The following is a 21433-nucleotide window of genomic DNA, read 5'->3' on the forward strand; positions in this document are numbered from 1 at the left end:
TTCAGGAAGTTGTGGGGGTGTCGCGCCCCGGGGCCACTGCGGAGCCCCGGGACGCGCGCGCCGTGCTCAGAGGTTGGTCATGTCCACGGGAATACGGGCGTCAGCGCCGTCGCGGAGGACCGTCGCCTCGATGAGACCGTACGGGCGGTCCGCGGCGAAGTAGACCTCGTTGTCGTTCTTGAGGCCGAACGGCTCGAGGTCGACGAGGAAGTGGTGCTTGTTCGGGAGCGAGAAGCGGACCTCGTCGATCTCCGAACGGTGGTTGATGATGCGCGAGCCCATCTGGTACAGGGTCTGCTGCAGCGACAGGGAGTAGGTCTCCGCGAAGGCCTGGAGCATGTGCTTCCTGGTCTCGGCGTAGGACTTCTCCCAGTTGGGCATCCGCTGCTCGTCGTCGGTCCAGTTGAAGCGCCAGCGACCCGACACCTGGGTGGCCAGGATGCGGTCGTACGCCTCCTGAAGGGTCGTGTACTTGTCCTTCACGTAACCCCAGAACTCCGAGTTCGTGGAGTTCATGACGATCAGGTCCTTGAGGCCGGAGACGACCTCCCAGTTCTGGCCGTCGTACGTGATCTGGGTGACGCGGGTCTCCATGCCCTTGCGGACGAAGGAGTGGTTCACCTCGTCGGCGCCGATGAACTTGGAGTTGGCGTCCGAGGTCGCGATGCGGTCCCAGGCGTACTCTTCGATCCGGATGCGCGCGCGCTGGATCGGCTCCTGGCTGTTGACGAACCAACGGGCCAGGTGGATGCCGAACTGCTCGGCGGACTCGATGCCGTACTCCTTGGCGAACGCGTACACCGTGTTCTTGGTGGTGTCCGTCGGGAGGACGTTGGCGTTCGAGCCGGAGTAGTGGACGTCGTCCATGTCGCCGGAGAGGGCGACCGAGACGTTCAGGTCCTTGATGTGGTGGGTGTCGCCGTCCCGCGTGATCTTGACGACGCGGTTCTCTGCCTTGCCGTACTGGTTCTGGCCCAGAATCGTGGCCATGCTAGCTCCCTCGGTAAACGGAGTAGCCGAACGGGTTGAGCAGCAGCGGTACGTGGTAGTGCTCGCCCGGGTTCACCGCGAAGGTGATGGTTACCTCGGGGAAGAACGCACCGCTGTCCCTTACGCGGGGGGCGTCCTGCTGCGCCTCGGCTTGCTTCTTCGAAAAGTACGTCTCGGTCTCGAAGTCGAGACGCACGTGTGTGGTGCCCTCCGGCAGGGCCGGCAGGTCCTTGCAGCGCCCGTCGGCGTCGGTGGCGCTGCCGCCCAGGGCCGCCCACTCGCCGTCGAGGCCCGCGCGGGCCGACAGGGAGATGGCGACGCCCTCGGCGGGGCGGCCGATGCTGGTGTCCAGGATGTGGGTGGACACCGACGCGGTGGTCTCGGTGCTCATGGTCACTCTCCTTCTGCGAGTTCGGCGAGGCGGGTCAGGCGGATCCGGTTGATCTTCACCAGCTCGCCGCGGGCGATCTCTCGCTCCTGCTCGGCGGAGTTGGCGATCCGGACCTTGACCGCGTCCCGCATGAACTCACCGGTCGCACCGGTGGCGCAGATGAGGAAGACGTGGCCGAACTTCTCCTGGTAGGCCAGGTTCAGTTCCAGGAGCTCGTTCTTGAGCTCCTCCGAGGCACCGGCCATGCCACGCTGCTCGCGGGCGGAGGTCGGGTCTCCCGGCTTCGGCCGGCCGATCGGCGCGTGGCCTCCCATCGCCTCGCCCAGGTCGTCCGCGGTGAGCTCCGCCATGGCGGACTCGTTGGCGGAGAACAGGGCGTCGACGGTGGCGAAGGGGCGCTGGGCGAGCATCTTGCTCCCCCACGCCGAACTGGCGCACACCTCGTGCAGCTCGGCCGTGGCCGCGCTGTCGTCCAAGGCGTTGAACCGGGTGAGACCCGGGGTCGGACTCGAAGTCACGGTAGGCCTCCGTGGCCTGTTGTTGCTTTGACGGGCTGCGCATAGCTAACGCCCTCGACAACACGGCGTCAACACTTTGTTGAAACTTCCCGTACACAAAAGCCGCCGCCCGGGTGAATTGGGCGGCGGCTCGTCACGATCGGTGAATCAGCCCTCACTCTTGGCCGTCTTATTCGGCTTTTGAGAGGCGGCATCCCGGTTCAAGTAGTTGTAGACCGTGAAGCGGCTTACGCCCAGGGCGCCGGCGACCGTTTCCACGCCGTGGCGTACCGAGAAGGCGCCCCGCGCCTCCAGTATGCGCACCACGTCCTGCTTGGCCTTGCGGTCCAGCCGCGCCAACGGTACGCCGTGCCGCCGCTCCAGCGCCGCAAGGATGTGGTCCAGCGAGTCGGACAGCTGGGGCAGCCGCACGGCCAGCAGCTCCTGACCCTCCCACGCGAGCACGACGTCGTCGGGCTCGGCCTGGGCGGGGTCCATCATCTCGCCGCCCATCGCGTCGACCAGCGGCTTGACCGCGGCGACGAAGGGGTGGTCGCGGGGCTCGGTCATGCGCCGCCCTCCCCGATCACATTCACCTGGAGGGAGACGCGCGTCGCGCCGGCCTCCAGGGAGTCGCGCAGCAGCGCGGCCACGGCGGTCAGCACCCGGTCGGACTCGCCCTCGGCCGTGTTGCCGAACGGGCCGACGTCGACCGCGTCCAGCTCGGCCTTCTGGATGACCTCGCGGGCGGCCACGGCGTGGGCGGGAGCCTCTTCGAGGTCGAAGGGCTCGGTCGTGAACTCAACTCTCAATCGCACGTCGCCAAGCTACCGGGCAGTCGTGAGATTCCGGGAGTCCGCACTTGACAAGTGCGAGCCTCGGCTTGCAGTCTTCCATCAAGCAGAAAATAACTTCCGCAATACGGAAGGAGCGCATACCCCTCATGGGATACACGGACCAGCGCTTCGATGTGAACCTGTCGATCCTCTTCACGGAACTCCCGCTCCTGGAGCGCCCCGCGGCCGCCGCCGCGGCGGGCTTCACCGCGGTCGAGCTGTGGTGGCCCTGGATCGAGACCCCCACCCCCGCTCAGGAGGAGCTGGACGCCCTCAAGAAGGCTCTTGAGGACGCCGGCACCCAGCTGGTGGGCCTGAACTTCTACGCCGGCCGGCTGCCGGGCCCGGACCGCGGTGCGGTATCGGTACCCGGCGAGGAGTCGGACCGCTTCAACGCCAACATCAACGTGGCGGCGGACTTCGCCGCCTCGGTCGGCTGCAAGGCGCTCAACGCCCTGTACGGCAACCGCGTCGAAGGCGTGGACCCGGCCGTCCAGGACGAGCTGGCCCTGAAGAACCTGGTCGTCGCGGCCCAGGCCGCGGACCGCGTGGGTGCGATCCTCCTGATCGAGACCCTCAACAAGCCCGAGTCGCCGCTCTACCCCCTGGTGAGCGCTCCGGCCGGCATCGAGGTAGTGGACAAGGTCAACGAGGCCACCGGCCTCGGGAACGCCAAGTTCCTGCTCGACCTGTACCACCTGGCGATGAACGATGAGGACCTCTCCGAGGTCATCGAAAAGTACGCCGCCAAGACCGGCCACGTCCAGATCGCGGACAAGCCGGGACGCGGTGCCCCCGGCACCGGCGAGCTGCCCCTCGAGGCACTCCTGGACCAGCTGAAGAAGGCCGGATACGAGGGCTACGTAGGCCTCGAGTACAAGGCGGCCGACGCCGCCGCGTCCTTCGAGTGGCTGCCGGCCGAGGCCCGCGCCGCCAAGTAGGCGGACAAAGTCCAGGCGATCAGCCAGGCACCTCACGCACTTTTCGTACGAAGCATTAAGAGAAGGACCCTCATCATGAGCAACCTCCCCAAGATCGCCTGGATCGGTCTCGGAATCATGGGCTCCCCCATGGCCGAGAACCTGCTGAAGGCCGGCTACTCGGTCACCGGCTTCACCCTGGAGCAGGACAAGCTGGAGCGCCTGGCCGCCGCCGGCGGTACGGCCGCCGGCTCGATCGCCGAGGCCGTCGCCGGCGCCGACGTCATCATCACGATGGTGCCCGCCTCCCCGCAGGTCGAGGCCATCTCCTACGGCGAGAACGGCATCCTGGAGAACGCCAAGTCCGGCGCGCTGATCATCGACATGTCGTCGATCACCCCGCAGACCTCCATCGACCTGGCGAAGAACGCCGCCGAGAAGGGCATCCGCGTCATCGACGCCCCGGTGTCCGGCGGCGAGGCCGGCGCCATCGAGGCCGTCCTGTCGATCATGGTGGGTGGCGAGCAGGCCGACTTCGACGAGGCCCTGCCGATCCTCGAGGCCCTCGGCAAGGTCATCGTCCTGTGCGGTCCGCACGGCTCCGGCCAGACGGTGAAGGCAGCCAACCAGCTCATCGTGGCGGTGAACATCCAGGCGTGCGCCGAGGCCGTCGTCTTCCTCGAGAAGTCCGGCGTGAACCTCCAGGCCGCCCTGGACGTCCTCAACGGCGGTCTGGCCGGCTCCACGGTCCTGACCCGCAAGAAGGACAACTTCCTGAACCGCGACTTCAAGCCCGGCTTCCGGATCGACCTGCACCACAAGGACATGGGCATCGTCACCGACGCCGCCCGCAACGTCGGTGCGGCCCTGCCGGTCGGCGCGGTCGTCGCCCAGCTGGTCGCCTCGCTGCGCGCCCAGGGTGACGGCGGCCTGGACCACTCCGCCCTGCTCCGCGCGGTCGAGCGCCTCTCCGGCGCCCAGATCTGATCCCGCCGGCGGCCCCATCCCCCGGGTCGCCCTCCCCCCGCCCTGACGGGGGCCTGAGTTTCCGGATGGTGCCGGTGCTGACACCTGTCCTGTCGCGCCCAAGCGCCGGCACCGTCCGGATCACCTCTCCTCTCTCTTTCTTTTAAACAAACTGTTGACGTCGCGTTCACGCCGAAATTAGGCTGTTCCGCATGACGGAAGATGCATTCCGTCAGCAGTTACCCGTACGGAAGGTCACCATGTCGAAGCGCACGCTGACGACCGAGTCCGGCGCCCCGGTCGCCGACAACCAGAACTCCGCCACCGCCGGCGTCGGTGGCCCGCTCCTGATCCAGGACCAGCAGCTCCTTGAGAAGCTCGCCCGCTTCAACCGCGAGCGCATCCCGGAGCGCGTGGTGCACGCCCGCGGCTCGGCCGCGTACGGCTACTTCGAGGTGACCGACGACGTCACCGCGTACACCAGCGCGGCGTTCCTGAACACGGTCGGCAAGAAGACCGAGACCTTCCTGCGCTTCTCCACCGTCGCCGACTCCCTCGGTGGCGCGGACGCCGTCCGCGACCCGCGCGGCTTCGCGCTGAAGTTCTACACCGAAGAGGGCAACTACGACCTCGTCGGCAACAACACCCCGGTGTTCTTCATCAAGGACCCGATCAAGTTCCCCGACTTCATCCACTCCCAGAAGCGCGACCCCTTCACGGGCAAGCAGGAGCCGGACAACGTCTGGGACTTCTGGGCGCACGCCCCCGAGGCCACGCACCAGATCACCTGGCTGATGGGTGACCGCGGCATCCCGGCGTCCTACCGCCACATGAACGGCTACGGCTCCCACACCTACCAGTGGACCAACGCCCAGGGCGAGGCCTTCTTCGTCAAGTACCACTTCAAGACGAACCAGGGCATCCGCTGCCTCTCGGGCGAGCAGGCCGCCGAGCTCGTCGGCCAGGACGCCAACTCGCACCAGACCGACCTGCTCCAGGCGATCGAGCGCGGCGTGAACCCGAGCTGGACCCTCTACGTCCAGATCATGCCGGCCGCCGAGGCCGCGGACTACCGATTCAACCCGTTCGACCTCACCAAGGTGTGGCCGCACAGCGACTACCCGCTGCAGCGCGTGGGCCGCCTGGTCCTCGACCGCAACCCGGACAACGTCTTCGCCGAGGTCGAGCAGTCCGCCTTCTCCCCGAACAACTTCGTCCCGGGCATCACCGCCTCGCCGGACAAGATGCTCCAGGGCCGCCTGTTCGCGTACGCCGACGCCCAGCGCTACCGCCTCGGTGTGAACCACACCGTTCTGCCGGTCAACGCCCCGAAGGCGACGAAGGCCGACAACTACGGCCGCGACGGCGTCATGGCGCTGCGCAACGGTTCGCGCACCGACAAGAACTACGAGCCCAACTCGTACCAGGGCCCCGCCGAGACCGGCATAGCCCTCGGTGCCCCGAAGGCCGTCTCCGGCTACACGGGCACCCACGAGGCCCCGGCCCACACCAAGGACGACGACTTCTTCCAGGCCGGTGAGCTCTACCGCCTGATGTCGGAGGCCGAGAAGCAGCGTCTGGTGGCGAACATCGCCGGCGGCCTGTCTCAGGTCACCCTCGAGGACGTCATCGAAAAGAACCTGGCTCACTTCCACGCCGCGGACGCCGACTACGGCAAGCGCGTCGAGGAGGCCGTCCGCGCCCTGCGCGACGCCTGAGCCGAAAAGCTGCACCGGGGGCCTGACGGGAGGTCAGGCTCCGGGTGCCGAGCCCGCACCGCGGACCCGGATGAGGGGTGGTACGCGGTGGGGGCAGGACGAGGACCGTGGCGGGCGAGCGAGCCAGTGCGGTGGTAATGGGTTCCGAGGCCCGTCTCTTGACCTGAGGGAGACGACGCCGAAGTTCTCGTCGCCCGACCGCCACGGTCCCAGCCACTCCTCTGTATAGAGGGGCCACGCACAGGGCCCCCTCTATACAGAGGAGAACCTTCCAACTCCGCCCGGCGGTGCGAACGTCCTGTCGCGCCAGCCTCGCTCCGTCGGGCGGTAACAACCAGAGAGCCGAGTCACGGACGGTCCCGTGACTCGGCTCTTTGTCGTTGCCGGTACACGGCTTGCGGCGCGGGGCGTGGGCGGGGCAAGAGTCACCTACCCGCCCACGGGGTGCGGGTCCGGGTGCCGGGGGTCCGTACCCCCTGGGGCGGACTCACAGCCGGTTTGGGGGTTTCCCGGCAGTCACGGCCGGAGGCGTTGCGGATGTAGGCGAGCTCCATCCAGCGCTCGATACCGGTGTCGGAGACGTTCTCGTTGATCACGGCCACCAGCACGCCCTCGACGAGCGCTTGCCGTGTCGTGTGTCAACGAGGCCGCTGGCGCGGATCTCCGGCCTCTCGTGCGGGTAGCCGCGCCCCTGGCCCGGGATCTCGGCTCTTGAGGGCCCGGGTGCCTGGCCGGCCAGGTCCCGGCCCCGTCGCCTCATCGCTGAGAGACCCGCCCCTTGCCCTTGGACCGTGCCGTTCTTTTGGGGGTTTCCCGGCAGTCTTTCGGCTTTCCGGGGCGGGACGGTCGGTCAAGGGTCGCCGAAGGCGATCACGAAGTGACGCGACCGAAGGGAGCGCCCTTGAGGGACCGGCACGACACGGAAGGACGATGGGACTGACGGGAAACCCCCAAACCCTCCCTGAACCGGTCCGGGCAGGACACCGCCCCCCACCCCCGCCCCCACAGCCGGATCCCGCCCCCGCTCAGGCCCGCAGGGCGTGCCCCCACCGTGGTGGCGCCAGGGGCCCACCCCCCGGCCCGCAGGCGGCTGGTGCCGCCCGGGGTTCACCCCGCCGGGGTGTCGACGACCGCGGCACGGAGCCGCGTACGCAGGGAAACGCGGAGCGGCCCCCGCCCCTCCCGGAGGAGGAACGGGGGCCGGTGCGTGCGTGCGGGGCCGATCAGACCTGGAGGGCCTTGATCGCGGTCGGGGCGTGGCCCGGCTCCGTCGCGAGCTCTTCGAACTCGGTGACGTCGCTCATGTCGACCGTCTTGCTCATCGCGATGTTGGTGACGCGCTCCAGGATGGCCTCGACGACGACCGGGACCTGGAACTCCTGCGCCAGCTTCTTGGCCTCCTCGAAGGCCTCGCCCAGCTTGTCCGGGTCGGTGACGCGGATGGCCTTGACGCCCAGGCCCTCGGCGACCTTGACGTGGTCGACGCCGTAGACGCCGAGCTCCGGGGTGTTGATGTTCTCGAACTCGAGGTTGACCTCGAAGTTGATGCCCAGGTTGCTCTGCGCCTGGCGGATCAGGCCCAGGTAGGCGTTGTTCACGAGGACGTGGACGTAGGGGACCTTGTGCTGCGCGGCGACGGCCAGCTCTTCGATCATGAACTGGAAGTCGTAGTCGCCGGAGAGGGCGACGACCGGGGTCTCGGGCTGCGCGGTGGCGGCACCGATGGCGGCCGGGATGGTCCAGCCGAGCGGGCCGGCCTGGCCGCAGTTGACCCAGTGGCGCGGCTTGTAGACGTGCAGGAACTGCGCGGCCGCGATCTGGGAGAGGCCGATGGTGGTGACGTAGCGGGTCTCCGGGCCGAAGGCCTTGTTCATCTCCTCGTAGACGCGCTGCGGCTTCAGGGGGATGTTGTCGAAGTGCGTACGGCGCTGCAGGGTGGCCTTGCGCTCCTGGGCGGAGGCGGTCCAGGCGGAGAAGTCGGGGAGCTTGCCCCCGGCCTTGAGCTCCTTGGCGACCTCGATGAAGAGCTCCAGGGCGACCTTGGCGTCGGAGGCGATGCCGAAGTCCGGGGCGAAGATCTTGCCGATCTGCGTGGGCTCGATGTCGACGTGGACGAACTTGCGGCCCTTGGTGTAGGCGTCCATGTTGTAACCGGTGTGACGGTTGGCCCAGCGGTTGCCGATGCCCAGGACGAAGTCCGACTCCAGGAACGTCGCGTTGCCGTAGCGGTGGGCGGTCTGGACGCCGACCATGCCCGCGGCCAGCTCGTGGTCGTCCGGGATGGTGCCCCAGCCCATCAGGGTGGAGATGACGGGGACGTTGATCAGCTCGGCGAACTCGACCAGCAGGTCGGAGGCGTCGGCGTTGATGATGCCGCCGCCGGCGACGATCAGCGGGCGCTCGGACTCCAGCAGGAACTGGATGGCCTTCTCGGCCTGGGCGCGGCTGGCCTGCGGCTTGTAGACCGGCAGCGGGGTGTAGGTCTCGGGGTCGAACTCGATCTCGGTCAGCTGGACGTCGATCGGCAGGTCGATCAGGACCGGGCCCGGACGGCCGGACCGCATCAGGTGGAAGGCCTGCTGGAAGACGCCGGGGACCTGCGCGGCCTCCAGGACCGTGGTGGCGGCCTTGGTGACGGGCTTGGCGATCGAGGCGATGTCGACGGCCTGGAAGTCCTCCTTGTGGAGCTTCGAGACCGGAGCCTGACCGGTGATGCACAGGATCGGGATCGAGTCCGCGATGGCGGAGTACAGGCCGGTGATCATGTCGGTGCCGGCCGGGCCCGAGGTACCGATGCAGACGCCGATGTTGCCCGCCTTGGCACGGGTGTAGCCCTCGGCCATGTGCGAGGCGCCCTCGACGTGGCGGGCCAGCGTGTGCGCGATGCCGCCCACGTTCTTGAGCTCGCGGTAGAACGGGTTGATCGCAGCACCGGGCACGCCGAACGCTTGTTCGACACCCTCGAGCTTGAGGATCTCAACTGCGGCAGCGGCGGCTGTCATACGAGGCATCAGGTTCTCCTGCGGGTCTGGCGGTCAGACTTTTCCGTCATCCGGAATTCTTGTTCTGCTATACGGAACAAGCTAAGGCGCGACTTCGCGCACGTCAAGGCGGTAAGGCACCCCGGAACCCACCAAAAGCCGCATGGGGTTCGGCGAGTTGTACAAATGACCAGGGCCCGGAGCCGGATCGGCGTGAATCGGCCGGTCCTCGTCGCCCGGCGGTCGCCGGTGGTGGAGCATGGACCCACGCACAGCGACGGAGGGGGTCCAGGTCTCATGGCGGAAGCGGTACCGGTGCGCTGTCCTTCGTGCCGGCGCGAGAACGGCTACAGCGTCCCGGTGTATCCCTGCGCATGCGGGAGCCCGGTCGCGCCGCCGCTGGACCTGGCCGCGCCTCCCGTCCCCCTCACGCACCGCAACTGGTCGGAGGCCTGGGTGACGGTGCGCTGCGGGGCCTGCGGGCGGGAGAGCGAGTGGCCGCACCCGGAGGTGGGCTGCGGTTCCTGCGGACTGGTCGTACGGGTGCCCGTGCACCCGGTGGAGCGGCCGGCCGGGCCGGCCGGGGACGCGGGCGCGCGGGACGGCGTACGGCAGGACCCGGCGCGGGCGGAACCCGGGCCGGCGGGGCCCGGCGGCGCTGCGGGCGGCACAGGCGGCACGGCGGCGGGCGGGGCCGCGGCGGGCGGGACGGGCGGGGCCGGGCCGCGTACGGGTCCGGCGGCCGGGCGGCCCGCGATGTCCCGGCCCGCGTTCCGGCCCGTGACCATCCGCACCGCCCGGGACGCCGTGGTCACGGCCGCGCTGTACCTGCGCTGGCTCGGCTTCCAGGACGTGCGCCAGCCCGACGCGGTGCCGATCCCGTCGGCGGTGGTGGACCTGCGGGCCCCGGGGGTGGTGGCGCAGGTGGACCCGACGACGGCCCCGGCCGGGCTGCGGGCGGTGGAGTGCGTGTGGCTGAACGGCCTGACGGCCTCGGCGACCAGCGTCTACTTCTCCCTGGCGGGATACACCGAGGAGGCCCGGGGCCGCGCGGACGACCTGGGGATACCGCTGTTCGTGATGGACCTGACGGGCATGCCGCAGCCGGTCAACGACCCGGCCGACCGGCTGGTGGGAATGGGGGCCTAGGCTCTGGGGCTGTTGTCATCCGTATGAGTAACGCCCCGACGCCCCTTCCTGCCGAGGAGAGCCCGATGAGTCTGTACGACATCCCGCTGACCACCCTGGACGACGAGCCCACCAGCCTGGCGGCCCACCGGGGCAAGGCCATCCTGCTGGTGAACACCGCCTCCCAGTGCGGGCTCACCCCCCAGTACTCGGGACTGGCCCGGCTGCAGTTCACGTACGAGGGGAAGGGCTTCACCGTCATCGGTGTCCCCTGCAACCAGTTCGGCGGCCAGGAGCCGGGCACCGCGGAGGACATCCAGACCTTCTGCGCGGCCGGCTTCGGCGTGACCTTCCCGATGCTGGAGAAGTCCGAGGTGAACGGCGAGAACCGGCACCCCCTGTACCAGGAGCTGGTGAAGACCCCGGACGCCGAGGGTGAGGCGGGGGACATCCAGTGGAACTTCGAGAAGTTCCTGATCTCCCCCGCCGGCGAGGTCGTGGCCCGCTTCCGGCCCCGCACCGAGCCCGAGGCCCCCGAGGTCATCGCCGCGATCGAGGCGCAGCTGCCGGGCTGACGCCCGTACGCCGTGCTCAGCCCAGGTCGGCCTCGTCGTACTCCCCGGTCGAGCCGGCCGCGGTGAGCTCCCTCAGCTCGACCCGGCGGATCTTGCCGGAGACGGTCTTGGGGAGCTCGGCGAACTCGATGCGCCGGATCCGCTTGTACGGGGAGAGGACCGCCCGGGAGTGCTCGAAGAGCGCCCGGGCGGTCTCCTTCCCGGGCTCCCAGCCGGCGGCGAGGGTGACGTACGCCTTCGGCACCGCCAGGCGCAGCTCGTCGGGGGCGGGGACGACGGCCGCCTCGGCCACCGCCTCGTGCTCCAGGAGGGCGCTCTCCAGCTCGAAGGGGCTGATCTTGTAGTCGGAGGCCTTGAAGACGTCGTCGGCCCGGCCCACGTAGGTGAGGTGTCCGTCGGCGTCGCGGGAGGCGATGTCCCCGGTGCGGTAGAGCCCGTCGGCCATGGCCTCGGCGGTGCGCTCGGGGTCGTCCCGGTAGCCGGTCATCACCCCGGCGGGGGCGTGGCGCAGGTCCACGCAGAGCTCGCCCTCGACGGGGGACTCCTTGCCGGTGACCGAGTCCAGCAGGACGATCTCGTACCCGGGCGCGGGGCGGCCCATGGACCCGGGCTTCACCTCGGCGCCGGGGAAATTGCCCACCTGGAGGGTGGTCTCGGTCTGGCCGAAGCCGTCGCGGATGGTGATGCCCCAGGCGTCCCGGACCCGCTCGATGACCTCCGGGTTCAGCGGCTCGCCGGCGGCGACGGCCTCGCGCGGAGGCTTGCGCAGCTTGGTGAGGTCGGACTGGATCAGCATCCGCCAGACGGTGGGCGGGGCGCAGAAGGTGGTGACGCCGCCGCGGTCCATCTCGGCCATGAGGCGCTCGGCGTCGAAGCGGGTGTAGTTGTGGACGAAGACGGTCGCGCCCGCGTTCCAGGGGGCGAAGATGTTGGACCAGGCGTGCTTGGCCCAGCCGGGCGAGGCGATGTTGAGGTGGACGTCGCCGGGGCGCAGCCCGAGCCAGTACATGGTGGAGAGGTGCCCGATCGGGTACGAGGCGTGCGTGTGCTCGACCAGCTTGGGGCTGGCGGTGGTGCCCGAGGTGAAGTAGAGCATCAGGGGGTCGGTGGCGAGGGTGACGCCGTCCGGGGTGAAATCGGACTCGGTCGCGTACATGTCCTCCAGCCGCCGCCAGCCGGTGGGGACCTCCGTCCCGGCGGCGATGCGGGTGTAGGTGCCGGGGACCTCGTCGAACTTGTGGGTGTCCTCGGCGCGGGCGATGACGTGGCGTACGTGTCCGCGGTCGACCCGGTCGCGCAGGTCGGCCGGGCCGAGCAGGGGGGTGGCGGGGATGACGACGGCGCGCAGCTTCATCGCGCCGAGCATCACCTCCCACAGCTCTCTCTGGTTGCCGAGCATGACGAGGATCCGGTCGCCGGCGGCGACGCCCTGGGCGCGGAGCCAGTTGGCGGCGGAGTCCGACCGTACGCTCATCTCGCCGAAGGAGACGGAGCGGCTGGTGCCGTCCTCCTCCACGATGCGCAGGGCGTCGGCGCCGTTCCCGTCAGCGATGTGGTCGAACCAGTCGAGGGCCCAGTTGAAGTGCTCGGGGCGGGGCCAGGTGAAGCCGGCGTGGGCGGCGTCGTACTGCCCGCGGTGTTCGAGCAGGAAGTCCCGTGCGGCCTGGAAGCTTTCGGTGGCGCTGTTCTCCGTCATGAGAGGCATCGTGCCGCGCCGGGAGGGGCCTCCACCAGGGCGGCGTCAGCCGTGGATTGACCCGAAGCGCACGGGTCCGGGCGCGCCGCCCATCCCGGCGAGCAGGGACTCGCCTTCGGCGGCGATCTCGTCGCGGCGCGCGGGGGTCTGCGTACCGAAGAGCTCGACGGTCAGCCGGGGGCGGCCGCTCGTGTCGTCGATGCGCCAGAGACCGGCGAGGAACCCGTCGACGAGCAGGGTGCAGTGGGCCTGGTTGCCGGTCCACGTGCGGCCCTTGATCTCCGGCGGGACCACGCGGGAGCGGTCGGCGTGCGAGAGCAGCAGGTTGTCGAACTCGGGGAGGAAGCGGGGCGGCGCCGGCGTGTCGGCGTCGGGGCGGGGCGCGTCGGGCAGGTCGAAGAGCTCGGTCCCGTTCTCGTCGCGGAAGGCGGCCAGCCGCGGGCGCAGCCGCTCGAACGCCTCCCGCAGGCGGGTGAGCCCGGCCCAGGTCTGCATGTCCTTGACGGAGGCGGGCCCGAAGGCACCCAGGTAGCGCAGCACGACGGCATCGATGCCCTGCTCCTCCTCCCCGTGGGCGGCATCGCCCACCCAGCACTCCAGGGTGGTCAGCCGCACCTGTCCGCTACGGCCCCACACCCCGCGCGGGGTGACCTGCACGAGCGGGAGCAGGCAGCGGGCGGCGACGGACAGCGACTGCGGGTCGGCGGAGGGCCACTCCCGTAGCAGCTCCTCGCGGATCTCCCCCATGGTGCGCGGCTCGGCCTCGACGAAGGCCCGCGCGCGCCGGGCGAGCCGGTCCAGGTCCACTCCGACGAGGCCCTTGCGGAAGTAGTTGACCTCCCGGTCCCGGGCCCCCTGCACGAGCGGCCTCAGCCCGAGGGCGTCCCGCACGGTGTGGGTGTGGATGGTGGACCGCATGGTCACCATCCGGACCACCCTGCGCTCCTCCATCAGCCGGGCCAGCTGCTCGGGGCGGAATCCGGCGAGCCGGGCGTGCAGCTGGAAGTACGGGGGCTTCACGTTCTGCGCCTGGAGTCCGAGCAGGTGCGCGACGGCGTCCTCAGGGGACATCTCGGCGCGGCTCAGCAGCAGCTGGCGGGCGAGCGTGGCACGGTTCAGAGCGCGGGTGTCGAGTACGGGGTTCGTCCTGGAGGCCATATCGGCAACCTATCCCCCGTTGCGGACACCCTCTGTCCGCAACCACACGCCGACGCACCCCCGGAGGCTGACCTGCGATGTCGGAGCGACCGAACCGCCGCCCCTCCTCGTCCCCGAGGCGTTCGGGCTGGCTCCGCCCGCCCGGCCCCGCCGCCACTCCCCCGTCGGCGGCCCCCAGCCCGGCGCCCCCGGACCGCGAGAGCGTGATCGACTCCGCCGTCTACCGCGACGGCCGCCGGGTCGCCTCCCCGACCACCCTCGCGGACACCTTCCGGCGGCTGCGCGAGCAGCCGGACGGCATGGCCTGGATCGGCCTGCACCGCCCCACGGAGTCCCAACTCCACTCCCTGGCAGCTGAGTTCAACCTCCACCCGCTCTCGGTCGAAGACGCCATGGAGGCCCACCAGCGCCCCAAACTGGAGCGCTACGGCGACACCCTCTTCGTGGTCCTGCGCGCGGCCCGCTACCTGGACGCCCTGGAGGAGGTCGACTTCGGCGAGCTCCACATCTTCGTCGGCCCGGACTTCCTGATCACGGTCCGCCACGGCGCCGCCCCGGACCTCACCGCCGTCCGCCGCCGCATGGAGGAGACCCCGGACCTCCTCGCCCTCGGCCCGGAGGCCGTCCTGTACGCGATCCTCGACGCGGTGGTGGACGGCTACGCCCCGGTCGTGGCGGGCGTCCAGACGGACATGGACGAGATCGAGACGGAGGTCTTCCGCGGCGACCCCGAGGTCTCCCGCCGCATCTACGAACTCTCCCGCGAAATGGTCGAGTTCCAACGCGCCACCCGCCCCCTGCTCGGCATGCTCCACGGCCTCATGGCGGGCTTCGCCAAGTACGGCACGGACGAGGAACTCCAGCGCTACCTCCGCGACGTGGCCGACCACGTGACGCACACGAGCGAACGCGTCGACGGCTTCCGCCAGGCCCTCACCGAAATCCTCACGGTGAACGCCACCCTGGTCTCCCAACAACAGAACGCCGAAATGCGCGCCTTGGCGGAGGCGGGCTTCGAACAGAACGAGGAGATCAAGAAGATCTCCTCGTGGGCCGCCATCCTCTTTGCACCCACACTCGTGGGAACCATCTACGGCATGAACTTCGAGGACATGCCGGAGCTGAAGTGGGCCGGCGGCTACCCCTTCGCAATCCTCCTGATGGCAGTGGTCTGCGTGAGCCTGTACGTCATCTTCAAGAAGCGCGACTGGCTGTAGCGGAGTCGCTGCTCCAGAGCGGGAGGGTACGCGGCACCGAGGAACGGGGCCATCGCTTCCTCGCCTGGTCTTCTGCCACGGCCGGACGGCGGTGTTCGCGTACGGTGGGACCGTGATCGGGACGCCCATGCCAGGGGCATCGCAGAGGTGCCGAGGGCGAGGTTGTCGGTGAGGCCCGACGCGCCCTTGTCGGCCCGGCCGTCAGGGAGTTCCAATCACGAGGCAGGGGACCGAGCGGCTGCCCTCCAGATCGCCCCGGCCGACGTCGTGGACGTGTCGATGTGGCGGCTGTGCGGACACATGAGGCCGACGGACCCGACGTCCCGGACTACGTGCTCGGAGTGCTGCGCGAGGAACAGTCGGGGACGGCGCCGACCCGGACCCTGGCCGACCTGCCCGAGCTGCTGGACCGTCTGCGGTCCGCGGGGCGGTGGTGGGGCCGGAGCTGTCGGGCGCTCTGGCGCAGGTCCAGGGGACGCTCTCCCGCGCGGCGTACCGGATACTCCGGGAGGCGCTGACGAACGCGCTGCGCCACGGGGCAGGCGGCCTGATCGAGGTCCGCGTGGCGGCCGGGCCGGACGGACTGGACTTCACGGTGGTCAACCCGGACCGGGGCACGGCCGGAGCCGGGCACGGACCCGGGAGCCTTCCCTACCTCCGGCCACGGCCTGCCCGGACTGGCCGAGCGCGTCCGGCTGCTGCACGGCGACTTCCAGGCCGGCCCGGACGGGGTGCAGCACTGGCGGCTGTCCTGCCGACTGCCGGCACGGGTGTCCGCGTGAGTGGGTCCGACGTGGACGACGGCGTAGCGCTGCCCGCCGTCACCGGCCCCACCGTCACCCTGCTGATCGCGGACGACGACGAGGGCACCCGCAGCGGCCTGCGCTTGCTGCTCGCCGCACAGCCGGGGATGACGGTGGTCGGCGAAGCTGCCGACGGGCGTCGAGGCGCTCGAGCGAGCATCGCGTACGAGTCCGGCCTGGTGGTCCCGGGCTTCGCCGACTGACCGGCTTCCGCTCCTTCTCACGGCCGTCCGGCAGCCGTGGCCGGGGAGAGTCCCGGGCGACGCCGGGGCGGCGAAGGGCTTGGTGTGCGGGGCCGCCGGAACCGGGTAACGTCCTTGTCATGTTCTTCCAGACACCGATTTGCGAGTGAGAGCGTGACGGGCCCCTGCTGACGTCCCTCGACGTCGCCGCGCCCGTCCCCCACCGATGAATCCGTAGATCACTTCACATCACCACCGGGAGAACCCGTGACCGACAGCAAGAACATCAACAACCCCGTGGGCCAGGGCGGCGGCCAGCGCAAGAAGCTGTCCCGCGCCGAACGGCAGAACAACGGTCCGCACCGCAACCTCGACCGCCAGGGTGCCGCCGACCAGAAGGCGGAGCTGGTGCGCAAGATGCGCGAGAAGGTTGCCGCAGCCGAGGGTGCCGGGCAGGCGGGCGACGACACCGCAGAGAGCTGACCTCACCGAGATCCCCGCCGTCCGGTCCGCGACCGGCACGCTCGCCGAAGGGGGGCAAACCCGGCCTCCGCGCCCTCTGGGCACCTTCTGCGACGAGGTCGCCGGCCACCCCCTGGGCAGGACCCGCACCCGCTTCGGCCCCTCTACCCGCCACCGGGGCGGGGTGGTGCATGACCGCCAACGAACCTCGCACGGACATTCGAATTGCGCAGGCCGAAACACCGACGGCAGGGCGCGGGGGCCGCGGTGGGGGCGGACAGCCGGGAGCCGATGCCTTCCCTCTCCCCCGTGGGGGGACGGGAGGAAGCTGCGGGGGGCTACGCGCGGCCCGATGCCAGGTCCATCAGGCGGGACAGCACGCGGCCGCCGGAGGCGGTGACACCGTCGTGCTCCCATTCGTTGGTGACCCATACCCGGGTGGCCCCGACCTCGCGCGCAGTGCGCAGGGAGAGCCCGGAGTCCACGTACATGTCGTCGTGGTAGACGAGCGCGGCGACCGGGACCCGGTTGGCGGCGAGGCGTTGAGGGTCGTACAGCGCCGGCCAGTCGGAGCGTTCGGCGAGCAGGTCGGCGGCGTCGGCGAAGGGGCGCAGGCCGTTGATCTCCCGGAACATCCAGGGGTAGATCATTTCTCCGGTGAGCAGGAGGGGGTCGGCGTCCTCGGCGAACTCGGGGAAGGCCGCCAAGGCCCTGGACGCGGCCCAGCCCGTCGGCCCGGCGCCCTGGCCGTACAGGGTCTCCTGCATGACGGCGAAGAGCGGGTTGTCGGTGAAGCCGGTCAGTGTCATCACCTGGTGCAGGAAGGTGTCGGTCGGCTTCGCTTGCTCGTCGAGGGATTCGTCGAGGAGCCAGTGGATCCGCTCGAAGCCGTCGCCCATGCCGAGGGCCAGGCCGAGCGTGCGCAGGCGGTGGGGGGTGAGCCGGTCTCCGTCGGGCAGGCGCACATCGGCGGCGGCCAGGAAGCGGGCGAGCTCGCGCAGCCGGACCGCGTCGTGGGGGTAGCGGGCGTAGAAGTCGAGGACGCGCTCCCGCACCCGGGGGTAGGTGCGGGCGTAGACGTCGTCGGCGGTGGCCGTGAGGCCGGGCAGGCCTCCGGTCACGTAGCACGCCCGCAGGCCTTCGGGGGCACGGGAGAGGTAGGTGAGGGTGATGAAGCCGCCGTAGCTCTGGCCGAGGGTCTCCCAGGGCTCGTCGCCGCACAGTTGCCGGCGGATCAGTTCGGCGTCCTTGACGATCGAGTCGGCGCGGAAGTGGCCGAGGTGGTCGGCCAGCCGGGCCGGTGAGACGAAGCGGGAGGCGGCCCGGGCGGTGAGGGGGGTGGAGCGGCCCGTGCCGCGTTGGTCGAGGAGGAGGACCCGGTGGGTCTTGAGGGCGTGGGGCAGCCAGCCGGGTGAACCGGCCGTCGGCCTGGGCGACTTGCCGCCCGGTCCGCCCTGCAGGTAGAGCAGCCAGGGCAGTCGCCTGTGTGCTTGGTGCGCTTCCGCGACCTCCCGGGCGAAGATCCGGATGGTCGGACCGTGCGGGGCCGCATGGTCCAGGGGGACGGTGAAGACGTGGTCGGCGGTCGCGTACGCGGGGTTCATGGGTCCCTTTCGCGGCCGCCCGGCTTCAGGGGCCACATGGTGACGTGTGACATTGCGCAACAGCATGGCGCAGGCAACGGTTCCTGCGGAGCCCCCCGGTTACCCATAACGCCGCGCTATGGAGGCGCGACAATTGCGAGTGCCATTTCACATAACTATGTTATCGGTCACATTCCAGCCTCCTCGTCTCAGGCTGCCCGACTGTGCACGGAGTGACCACTGATGGACAAGCGCACTCTCCACGCCCTCGCCACCGCCCTGGCGGCGACCGTAACGCTCGCCATGGCCGGCTGTTCCAACAGCGGCCATTCCGGCGGCAGTCGGCAGGGCAAGGACGCGAAGAACCCGGCACTCGCCAACGCGGGGGCCGCGGTCGGCGGCACTCCGCAGAAGGGCGGCACGCTGACCGTCCTGTCCAACCAGGACTTCACCCACCTCGACCCGGCCCGCAACTGGGTGATCGGCGACATGGACTTCGGCACCCGGCTGCTCTACCGCACGCTGGTGACGTACAAGGCGGAACCGGGCGCGAGGGGCGCAGAGCTGGTCCCCGACCTCGCCGAGGACCTCGGCGTCTCCTCCAACGACGCCAAGACCTGGACCTTCAAGCTCAAGAGGGGCCTCACGTACGAGGACGGCACCCCGATCACCGCCCAGGACGTCAAGTACAACGTGGAGCGGTCCTTCTCCCCCGACCTGCCCGGCGGCCCGGACTACGCCGCCCGCTACCTGGCCGGCGCCGAGGGCTACCGGGGCCCAGGCCAGGGGCAGCACCTCGACTCCGTCAAGACCCCCGACGACCACACGATCGTGTTCGAACTCCGCACGCCCTTCGCGGAGTTCCCCAACGCCACCGTCCTGCCCACCTTCGCCCCGGTGCCCCCGGCCCAGGACAAGGGCCCCCAGTACGACAGCCGCCCGTTCTCCTCGGGCCCCTACAAGATCGAGTCGTACGACCGGGACAAGCGGCTGGTGCTGGTCCGCAACCCCCACTGGGACCCGGCGACGGACACCGTACGCAAGGCGTACCCGGACAAGCTGGTCGTGGTGATGGGACTGAGGGCCAACCAGATCGACGACCGGCTCGTCGCCTCGGAGGCCCCGGACGCCTCCGCCGTCTCCTGGGGCAAGCTGCGCCCCGAGAGCACCCCCAAGGTGCTCACCAAGGCCGACGTCAGGGCGCGGCTGCTGGCCGAGTCCACCAACTGCACCGAGATGGTGCAGATGCACACGGGCCGCGCCCCCTTCGACGACGTCAAGGTCCGGCAGGCCGTGCAGTACGCCCTGGACCGGGAAGCGGTGCTGACCGCCTCGGGCGGCCCGGCCCTCAACGACACCGCCACCGCGCTCATGCCCGGCTCGCTCTTCGGCGGCACACAGCCGGACGCGCTGGGGATCCCGGCCACGGGTGACGTGGAGAAGGCGAAGCAGCTCCTGAAGGAGGCGGGCAGGCCTGACGGCTTCCCGACCACCCTCACCGTCTCCAACGGGGACAAGGGGGTTGCCGAGGCGGTCCAGCAGTCCCTGGGCCGGGCGGGGATCAAGGTCACGATCGACGCCGTCGATCCGTCGGCCTTCTACGACACCATCGGTGACACCAAGAACCGCACCGACCTCGTCTACACCGGATGGTGCCCCGACTACCCTTCCGGCTCCACCTTCCTGCCCTTCCTCTTCGACGGCCGCTACATCAAGGAGAAGGGGAACTCCGGGAACCACTCGCTCTTCCGCGACGAGGCGACGATGAAGCGGATGGACGAGATCGCGGGCATGACCGACGCCGCGCAGGCCAACGCGGCGTGGCGGCAGCTGGACGGGGAGATCCTGGCCAAGGCCCCGACGGCGCCCGCCGTCATCGAGCGCATGCCGCTGCTGGTCGGCACCAACATCGCCGGCGCCTTCGGCCACACGTCCTTCGGCGGCCAGCTCGACTACGCCACGATCGGGCTCAAGGACCCGGCGAAGAGCGGCAGCTGACCCACCCGGCGCGGCAGCCCCCGGCTCCTCGGTCTGGAGCCGGGGGCTGCCGCGTCCGTGCCGCTCCTACGACTTCGTGATGCGTACGGTCTCGCCGTGGCCGTCGGCGGCGAGCACGTCGATCCGCACTCCGGCCGCCGCGTCGGTGAACGACTCGCCGGCCCGGAACGGGGCGTCGTCCAGCGGGCGGCAGCCGTCGGCGGGAGCGGCGCCCGGCTTGGCGTCCATCACCCTGACCGGTCCCTCGCCGGTCCGCACGGAGGCGTCGACCCGGTAGACCAGGGCGCCGGTCGAACAGGAGCCCGCGTCCGCCTGGATCCCGCGCCTGGACTCGACGACGTACGCGGTCGTGGGGCCGGTGCGGATCACCGCCATCTTGGTGCCGCTGCCGTACTCGACCGCCGTGAGGTACACGGTGTCGCTGCCCTTCGCGGCCCGGCACACGACCTGGCCGTCCCCGGTCCAGCCGAGCTTCCAGGAGTGCCAGGCGAAGAACTGCGACGCCCGGCCGCCGATCAGGCCCATCACGTCCCAGCCGCCGACGAAGCGGTGGGCGTCGCCGCCCGCTTCGAAGGCGTACAGGTCGGGCAGCCCGAAGGTGTGCGCGGTCTCGTGGGCGACCAGCTTGGCACCCCAATGCCACATGTCCTGGCCGAAGGTCACCGCCCACTTGACGCGGCGGCCGTCGGCCACCACACCCCCCGTGCCAGGCTCGTACACGTACGTGGGTGTGAAGGAGATCGCCGCCGCGTTGCGCGTCGGCACGACGTACACCATGTCGTAGCCGGAGAAGTCCACGTACGGATCGGCGGCCGCCACCGCGTCCTTGACGTACGCCTCGTGCGTCTCGTGGGTCAGGCCGCGCGCGAACCCGTAGTCGGTGGAGGCGCGGGGCATGCGGACCCACCGCTGGTGCTGGTCGATCGCGAGCCAGGCCTTGCCGTACGAGGCGTACCACAGCCAGTCCGCTCCGGGCGTGAGCTGCGCCGAGTCCTCACCCGGGGCCTCGGTGGCCCGTGCATCCGGGAAGTCGACGAAGACCATGGCGGCCTTGACCGTGCCGGCGGGACGCTTGAACACCGAGTAGTCCGTGTCGTGCCCCTCGTCCGTCCAGCCGGTGGTGCCGCGCAGGGCGCAGGCCGACGGGCCGTCGGCGGCGCCGGCGGGCGGCGCCACCGGCAGGAGGAACAGCAGTACGGCGGCCAGGACGGCCGGCAGCCGGCACGAGGTCGCGAGGCGCTGGGCGGTTCTCATGGATGGACAACCTCCACTTATCGTGTGTGACATTTCACATAAGACTGACGGGAGTCGGCTCCTGTCCGAAAGCTGTCG

Annotated in this window: 19 protein-coding genes and 1 pseudogene; 9 read left to right on the forward strand and 11 right to left on the reverse strand. The window is 70.2% G+C overall.

The genetic code is table 11. The features are described from left to right. Window positions 1-66: 66 nt before the first annotated feature. From pucL to ACZ597_RS16595, 5 genes are all read right to left on the reverse strand, one after another. Complete coding sequence (pucL, locus tag ACZ597_RS16575) at window positions 67-990, reverse strand: factor-independent urate hydroxylase (RefSeq protein ID WP_385770578.1); 924 nt, start codon at window positions 988-990, stop codon at window positions 67-69. 1 nt (window position 991) lies between these two features. After that, window positions 992-1381 carry a hydroxyisourate hydrolase gene (gene uraH / locus ACZ597_RS16580; protein WP_007267387.1) on the reverse strand — a complete coding sequence of 130 codons (390 nt, stop codon included), beginning with the start codon at window positions 1379-1381 and terminating at the stop codon, window positions 992-994. 2 nt (window positions 1382-1383) lie between these two features. Beyond that, a complete protein-coding gene (gene uraD / locus ACZ597_RS16585; protein WP_471329982.1) occupies window positions 1384-1899 on the reverse strand; it encodes a 2-oxo-4-hydroxy-4-carboxy-5-ureidoimidazoline decarboxylase in 516 nt (171 codons plus the stop codon). 147 nt (window positions 1900-2046) lie between these two features. Continuing rightward, the gene (locus ACZ597_RS16590) at window positions 2047-2448 is read right to left on the reverse strand and encodes a helix-turn-helix domain-containing protein (RefSeq protein ID WP_471329985.1); all 402 of its coding nucleotides are present in this window, start codon (window positions 2446-2448) and stop codon (window positions 2047-2049) included. Next, entirely contained in the window at window positions 2445-2696 is a 252-nt protein-coding gene (locus ACZ597_RS16595) for a thiamine-binding protein (RefSeq protein ID WP_471329988.1), read from the reverse strand. The genes ACZ597_RS16590 and ACZ597_RS16595 overlap by 4 nt, the downstream gene beginning before the upstream one ends. Window positions 2697-2821: 125 nt before the next feature. On the opposite strand from ACZ597_RS16595, the gene ACZ597_RS16600 reads away from it, so the two are divergent. The 3 genes from ACZ597_RS16600 to ACZ597_RS16610 all read left to right on the forward strand — a co-directional run bounded on the left by ACZ597_RS16600 (window position 2822) and on the right by ACZ597_RS16610 (window position 6318). Then, window positions 2822-3655 (forward strand): TIM barrel protein, encoded by an 834-nt coding sequence (locus ACZ597_RS16600; RefSeq protein WP_471329991.1) that lies wholly within the window; start codon window positions 2822-2824, stop codon window positions 3653-3655. A gap of 75 nt (window positions 3656-3730) precedes the next feature. Beyond that, window positions 3731-4621 (forward strand): 2-hydroxy-3-oxopropionate reductase, encoded by an 891-nt coding sequence (locus tag ACZ597_RS16605; protein ID WP_471329993.1) that lies wholly within the window; start codon window positions 3731-3733, stop codon window positions 4619-4621. A 239-nt stretch (window positions 4622-4860) separates the two neighbouring features. Further along, on the forward strand, window positions 4861-6318 hold the full coding sequence (locus tag ACZ597_RS16610) for a catalase (protein ID WP_401248197.1): 1458 nt from the start codon (window positions 4861-4863) through the stop codon (window positions 6316-6318). Between the two features lie 425 nt (window positions 6319-6743). Here the strand turns inward: ACZ597_RS16610 and ACZ597_RS16615 are convergent. Together ACZ597_RS16615 and gcl are read right to left on the reverse strand one after the other, a co-directional pair. Then, a pseudogene (locus ACZ597_RS16615) lies at window positions 6744-6935 on the reverse strand (hypothetical protein); the annotation flags it as partial. A gap of 606 nt (window positions 6936-7541) precedes the next feature. Continuing rightward, on the reverse strand, window positions 7542-9329 hold the full coding sequence (gcl, locus tag ACZ597_RS16620; protein ID WP_471329996.1) for a glyoxylate carboligase: 1788 nt from the start codon (window positions 9327-9329) through the stop codon (window positions 7542-7544). A 267-nt stretch (window positions 9330-9596) separates the two neighbouring features. On the opposite strand from gcl, the gene ACZ597_RS16625 reads away from it, so the two are divergent. Beyond that, window positions 9597-10448, forward strand: a complete 852-nt coding sequence (locus tag ACZ597_RS16625) for a hypothetical protein (protein ID WP_471329999.1) — start codon at window positions 9597-9599, stop codon at window positions 10446-10448. A gap of 65 nt (window positions 10449-10513) precedes the next feature. Continuing rightward, a complete protein-coding gene (locus ACZ597_RS16630) occupies window positions 10514-11002 on the forward strand; it encodes a glutathione peroxidase (RefSeq protein ID WP_471330002.1) in 489 nt (162 codons plus the stop codon). A 16-nt stretch (window positions 11003-11018) separates the two neighbouring features. On the opposite strand, the gene ACZ597_RS16635 is transcribed toward ACZ597_RS16630, so the two are convergent. Beyond that, complete coding sequence (locus ACZ597_RS16635) at window positions 11019-12698, reverse strand: AMP-binding protein (protein ID WP_471330005.1); 1680 nt, start codon at window positions 12696-12698, stop codon at window positions 11019-11021. Window positions 12699-12743: 45 nt separating this feature from the next. Next, window positions 12744-13856 carry a winged helix DNA-binding domain-containing protein gene (locus ACZ597_RS16640; protein WP_471330008.1) on the reverse strand — a complete coding sequence of 371 codons (1113 nt, stop codon included), beginning with the start codon at window positions 13854-13856 and terminating at the stop codon, window positions 12744-12746. Between the two features lie 77 nt (window positions 13857-13933). Between ACZ597_RS16640 and ACZ597_RS16645 the strand changes: the two genes are divergently transcribed. The 3 genes from ACZ597_RS16645 (at window position 13934) to ACZ597_RS16655 (ending at window position 16541) form a co-directional block, all read left to right on the forward strand. Continuing rightward, the gene (locus tag ACZ597_RS16645; protein WP_471330010.1) at window positions 13934-15073 is read left to right on the forward strand and encodes a magnesium and cobalt transport protein CorA; all 1140 of its coding nucleotides are present in this window, start codon (window positions 13934-13936) and stop codon (window positions 15071-15073) included. A 778-nt stretch (window positions 15074-15851) separates the two neighbouring features. Next, window positions 15852-16079: a hypothetical protein gene (locus ACZ597_RS16650; protein WP_471330013.1), complete on the forward strand. Its 228-nt coding sequence runs from the start codon at window positions 15852-15854 to the stop codon at window positions 16077-16079. Between the two features lie 246 nt (window positions 16080-16325). Next, window positions 16326-16541, forward strand: a complete 216-nt coding sequence (locus ACZ597_RS16655) for a DUF6243 family protein (RefSeq protein WP_471330014.1) — start codon at window positions 16326-16328, stop codon at window positions 16539-16541. Between the two features lie 317 nt (window positions 16542-16858). On the opposite strand, the gene ACZ597_RS16660 is transcribed toward ACZ597_RS16655, so the two are convergent. After that, window positions 16859-18124: an alpha/beta fold hydrolase gene (locus tag ACZ597_RS16660; RefSeq protein ID WP_471330017.1), complete on the reverse strand. Its 1266-nt coding sequence runs from the start codon at window positions 18122-18124 to the stop codon at window positions 16859-16861. Window positions 18125-18346: 222 nt separating this feature from the next. Between ACZ597_RS16660 and ACZ597_RS16665 the strand changes: the two genes are divergently transcribed. Further along, complete coding sequence (locus tag ACZ597_RS16665; protein WP_471330020.1) at window positions 18347-20101, forward strand: ABC transporter substrate-binding protein; 1755 nt, start codon at window positions 18347-18349, stop codon at window positions 20099-20101. Between the two features lie 66 nt (window positions 20102-20167). On the opposite strand, the gene ACZ597_RS16670 is transcribed toward ACZ597_RS16665, so the two are convergent. Further along, on the reverse strand, window positions 20168-21355 hold the full coding sequence (locus tag ACZ597_RS16670) for a M6 family metalloprotease domain-containing protein (RefSeq protein ID WP_471330022.1): 1188 nt from the start codon (window positions 21353-21355) through the stop codon (window positions 20168-20170). Between the last annotated feature and the right edge of the window lie 78 nt (window positions 21356-21433).

It is taken from the genome of Streptomyces sp. NPDC040718 (assembly GCF_055593565.1).

Bases quoted from the DNA above. Each gene is read 5' to 3' on its own strand.
- ACZ597_RS16670 (WP_471330022.1), bottom strand. From the start codon at position 21,355: ATGAGAACCGCCCAGCGCCTCGCGACCTCGTGCCGGCTGCCGGCCGTC.
- ACZ597_RS16610 (WP_401248197.1), top strand. From the start codon at position 4,861: ATGTCGAAGCGCACGCTGACGACCGAGTCCGGCGCCCCGGTCGCCGAC.
- ACZ597_RS16590 (WP_471329985.1), bottom strand. From the start codon at position 2,448: ATGACCGAGCCCCGCGACCACCCCTTCGTCGCCGCGGTCAAGCCGCTG.
- ACZ597_RS16635 (WP_471330005.1), bottom strand. From the start codon at position 12,698: ATGACGGAGAACAGCGCCACCGAAAGCTTCCAGGCCGCACGGGACTTC.
- ACZ597_RS16660 (WP_471330017.1), bottom strand. From the start codon at position 18,124: ATGAACCCCGCGTACGCGACCGCCGACCACGTCTTCACCGTCCCCCTG.
- ACZ597_RS16600 (WP_471329991.1), top strand. From the start codon at position 2,822: ATGGGATACACGGACCAGCGCTTCGATGTGAACCTGTCGATCCTCTTC.
- ACZ597_RS16605 (WP_471329993.1), top strand. From the start codon at position 3,731: ATGAGCAACCTCCCCAAGATCGCCTGGATCGGTCTCGGAATCATGGGC.
- pucL (WP_385770578.1), bottom strand. From the start codon at position 990: ATGGCCACGATTCTGGGCCAGAACCAGTACGGCAAGGCAGAGAACCGC.
- ACZ597_RS16630 (WP_471330002.1), top strand. From the start codon at position 10,514: ATGAGTCTGTACGACATCCCGCTGACCACCCTGGACGACGAGCCCACC.
- gcl (WP_471329996.1), bottom strand. From the start codon at position 9,329: ATGCCTCGTATGACAGCCGCCGCTGCCGCAGTTGAGATCCTCAAGCTC.
- ACZ597_RS16665 (WP_471330020.1), top strand. From the start codon at position 18,347: ATGGACAAGCGCACTCTCCACGCCCTCGCCACCGCCCTGGCGGCGACC.
- ACZ597_RS16640 (WP_471330008.1), bottom strand. From the start codon at position 13,856: ATGGCCTCCAGGACGAACCCCGTACTCGACACCCGCGCTCTGAACCGT.
- ACZ597_RS16645 (WP_471330010.1), top strand. From the start codon at position 13,934: ATGTCGGAGCGACCGAACCGCCGCCCCTCCTCGTCCCCGAGGCGTTCG.
- ACZ597_RS16625 (WP_471329999.1), top strand. From the start codon at position 9,597: ATGGCGGAAGCGGTACCGGTGCGCTGTCCTTCGTGCCGGCGCGAGAAC.
- uraH (WP_007267387.1), bottom strand. From the start codon at position 1,381: ATGAGCACCGAGACCACCGCGTCGGTGTCCACCCACATCCTGGACACC.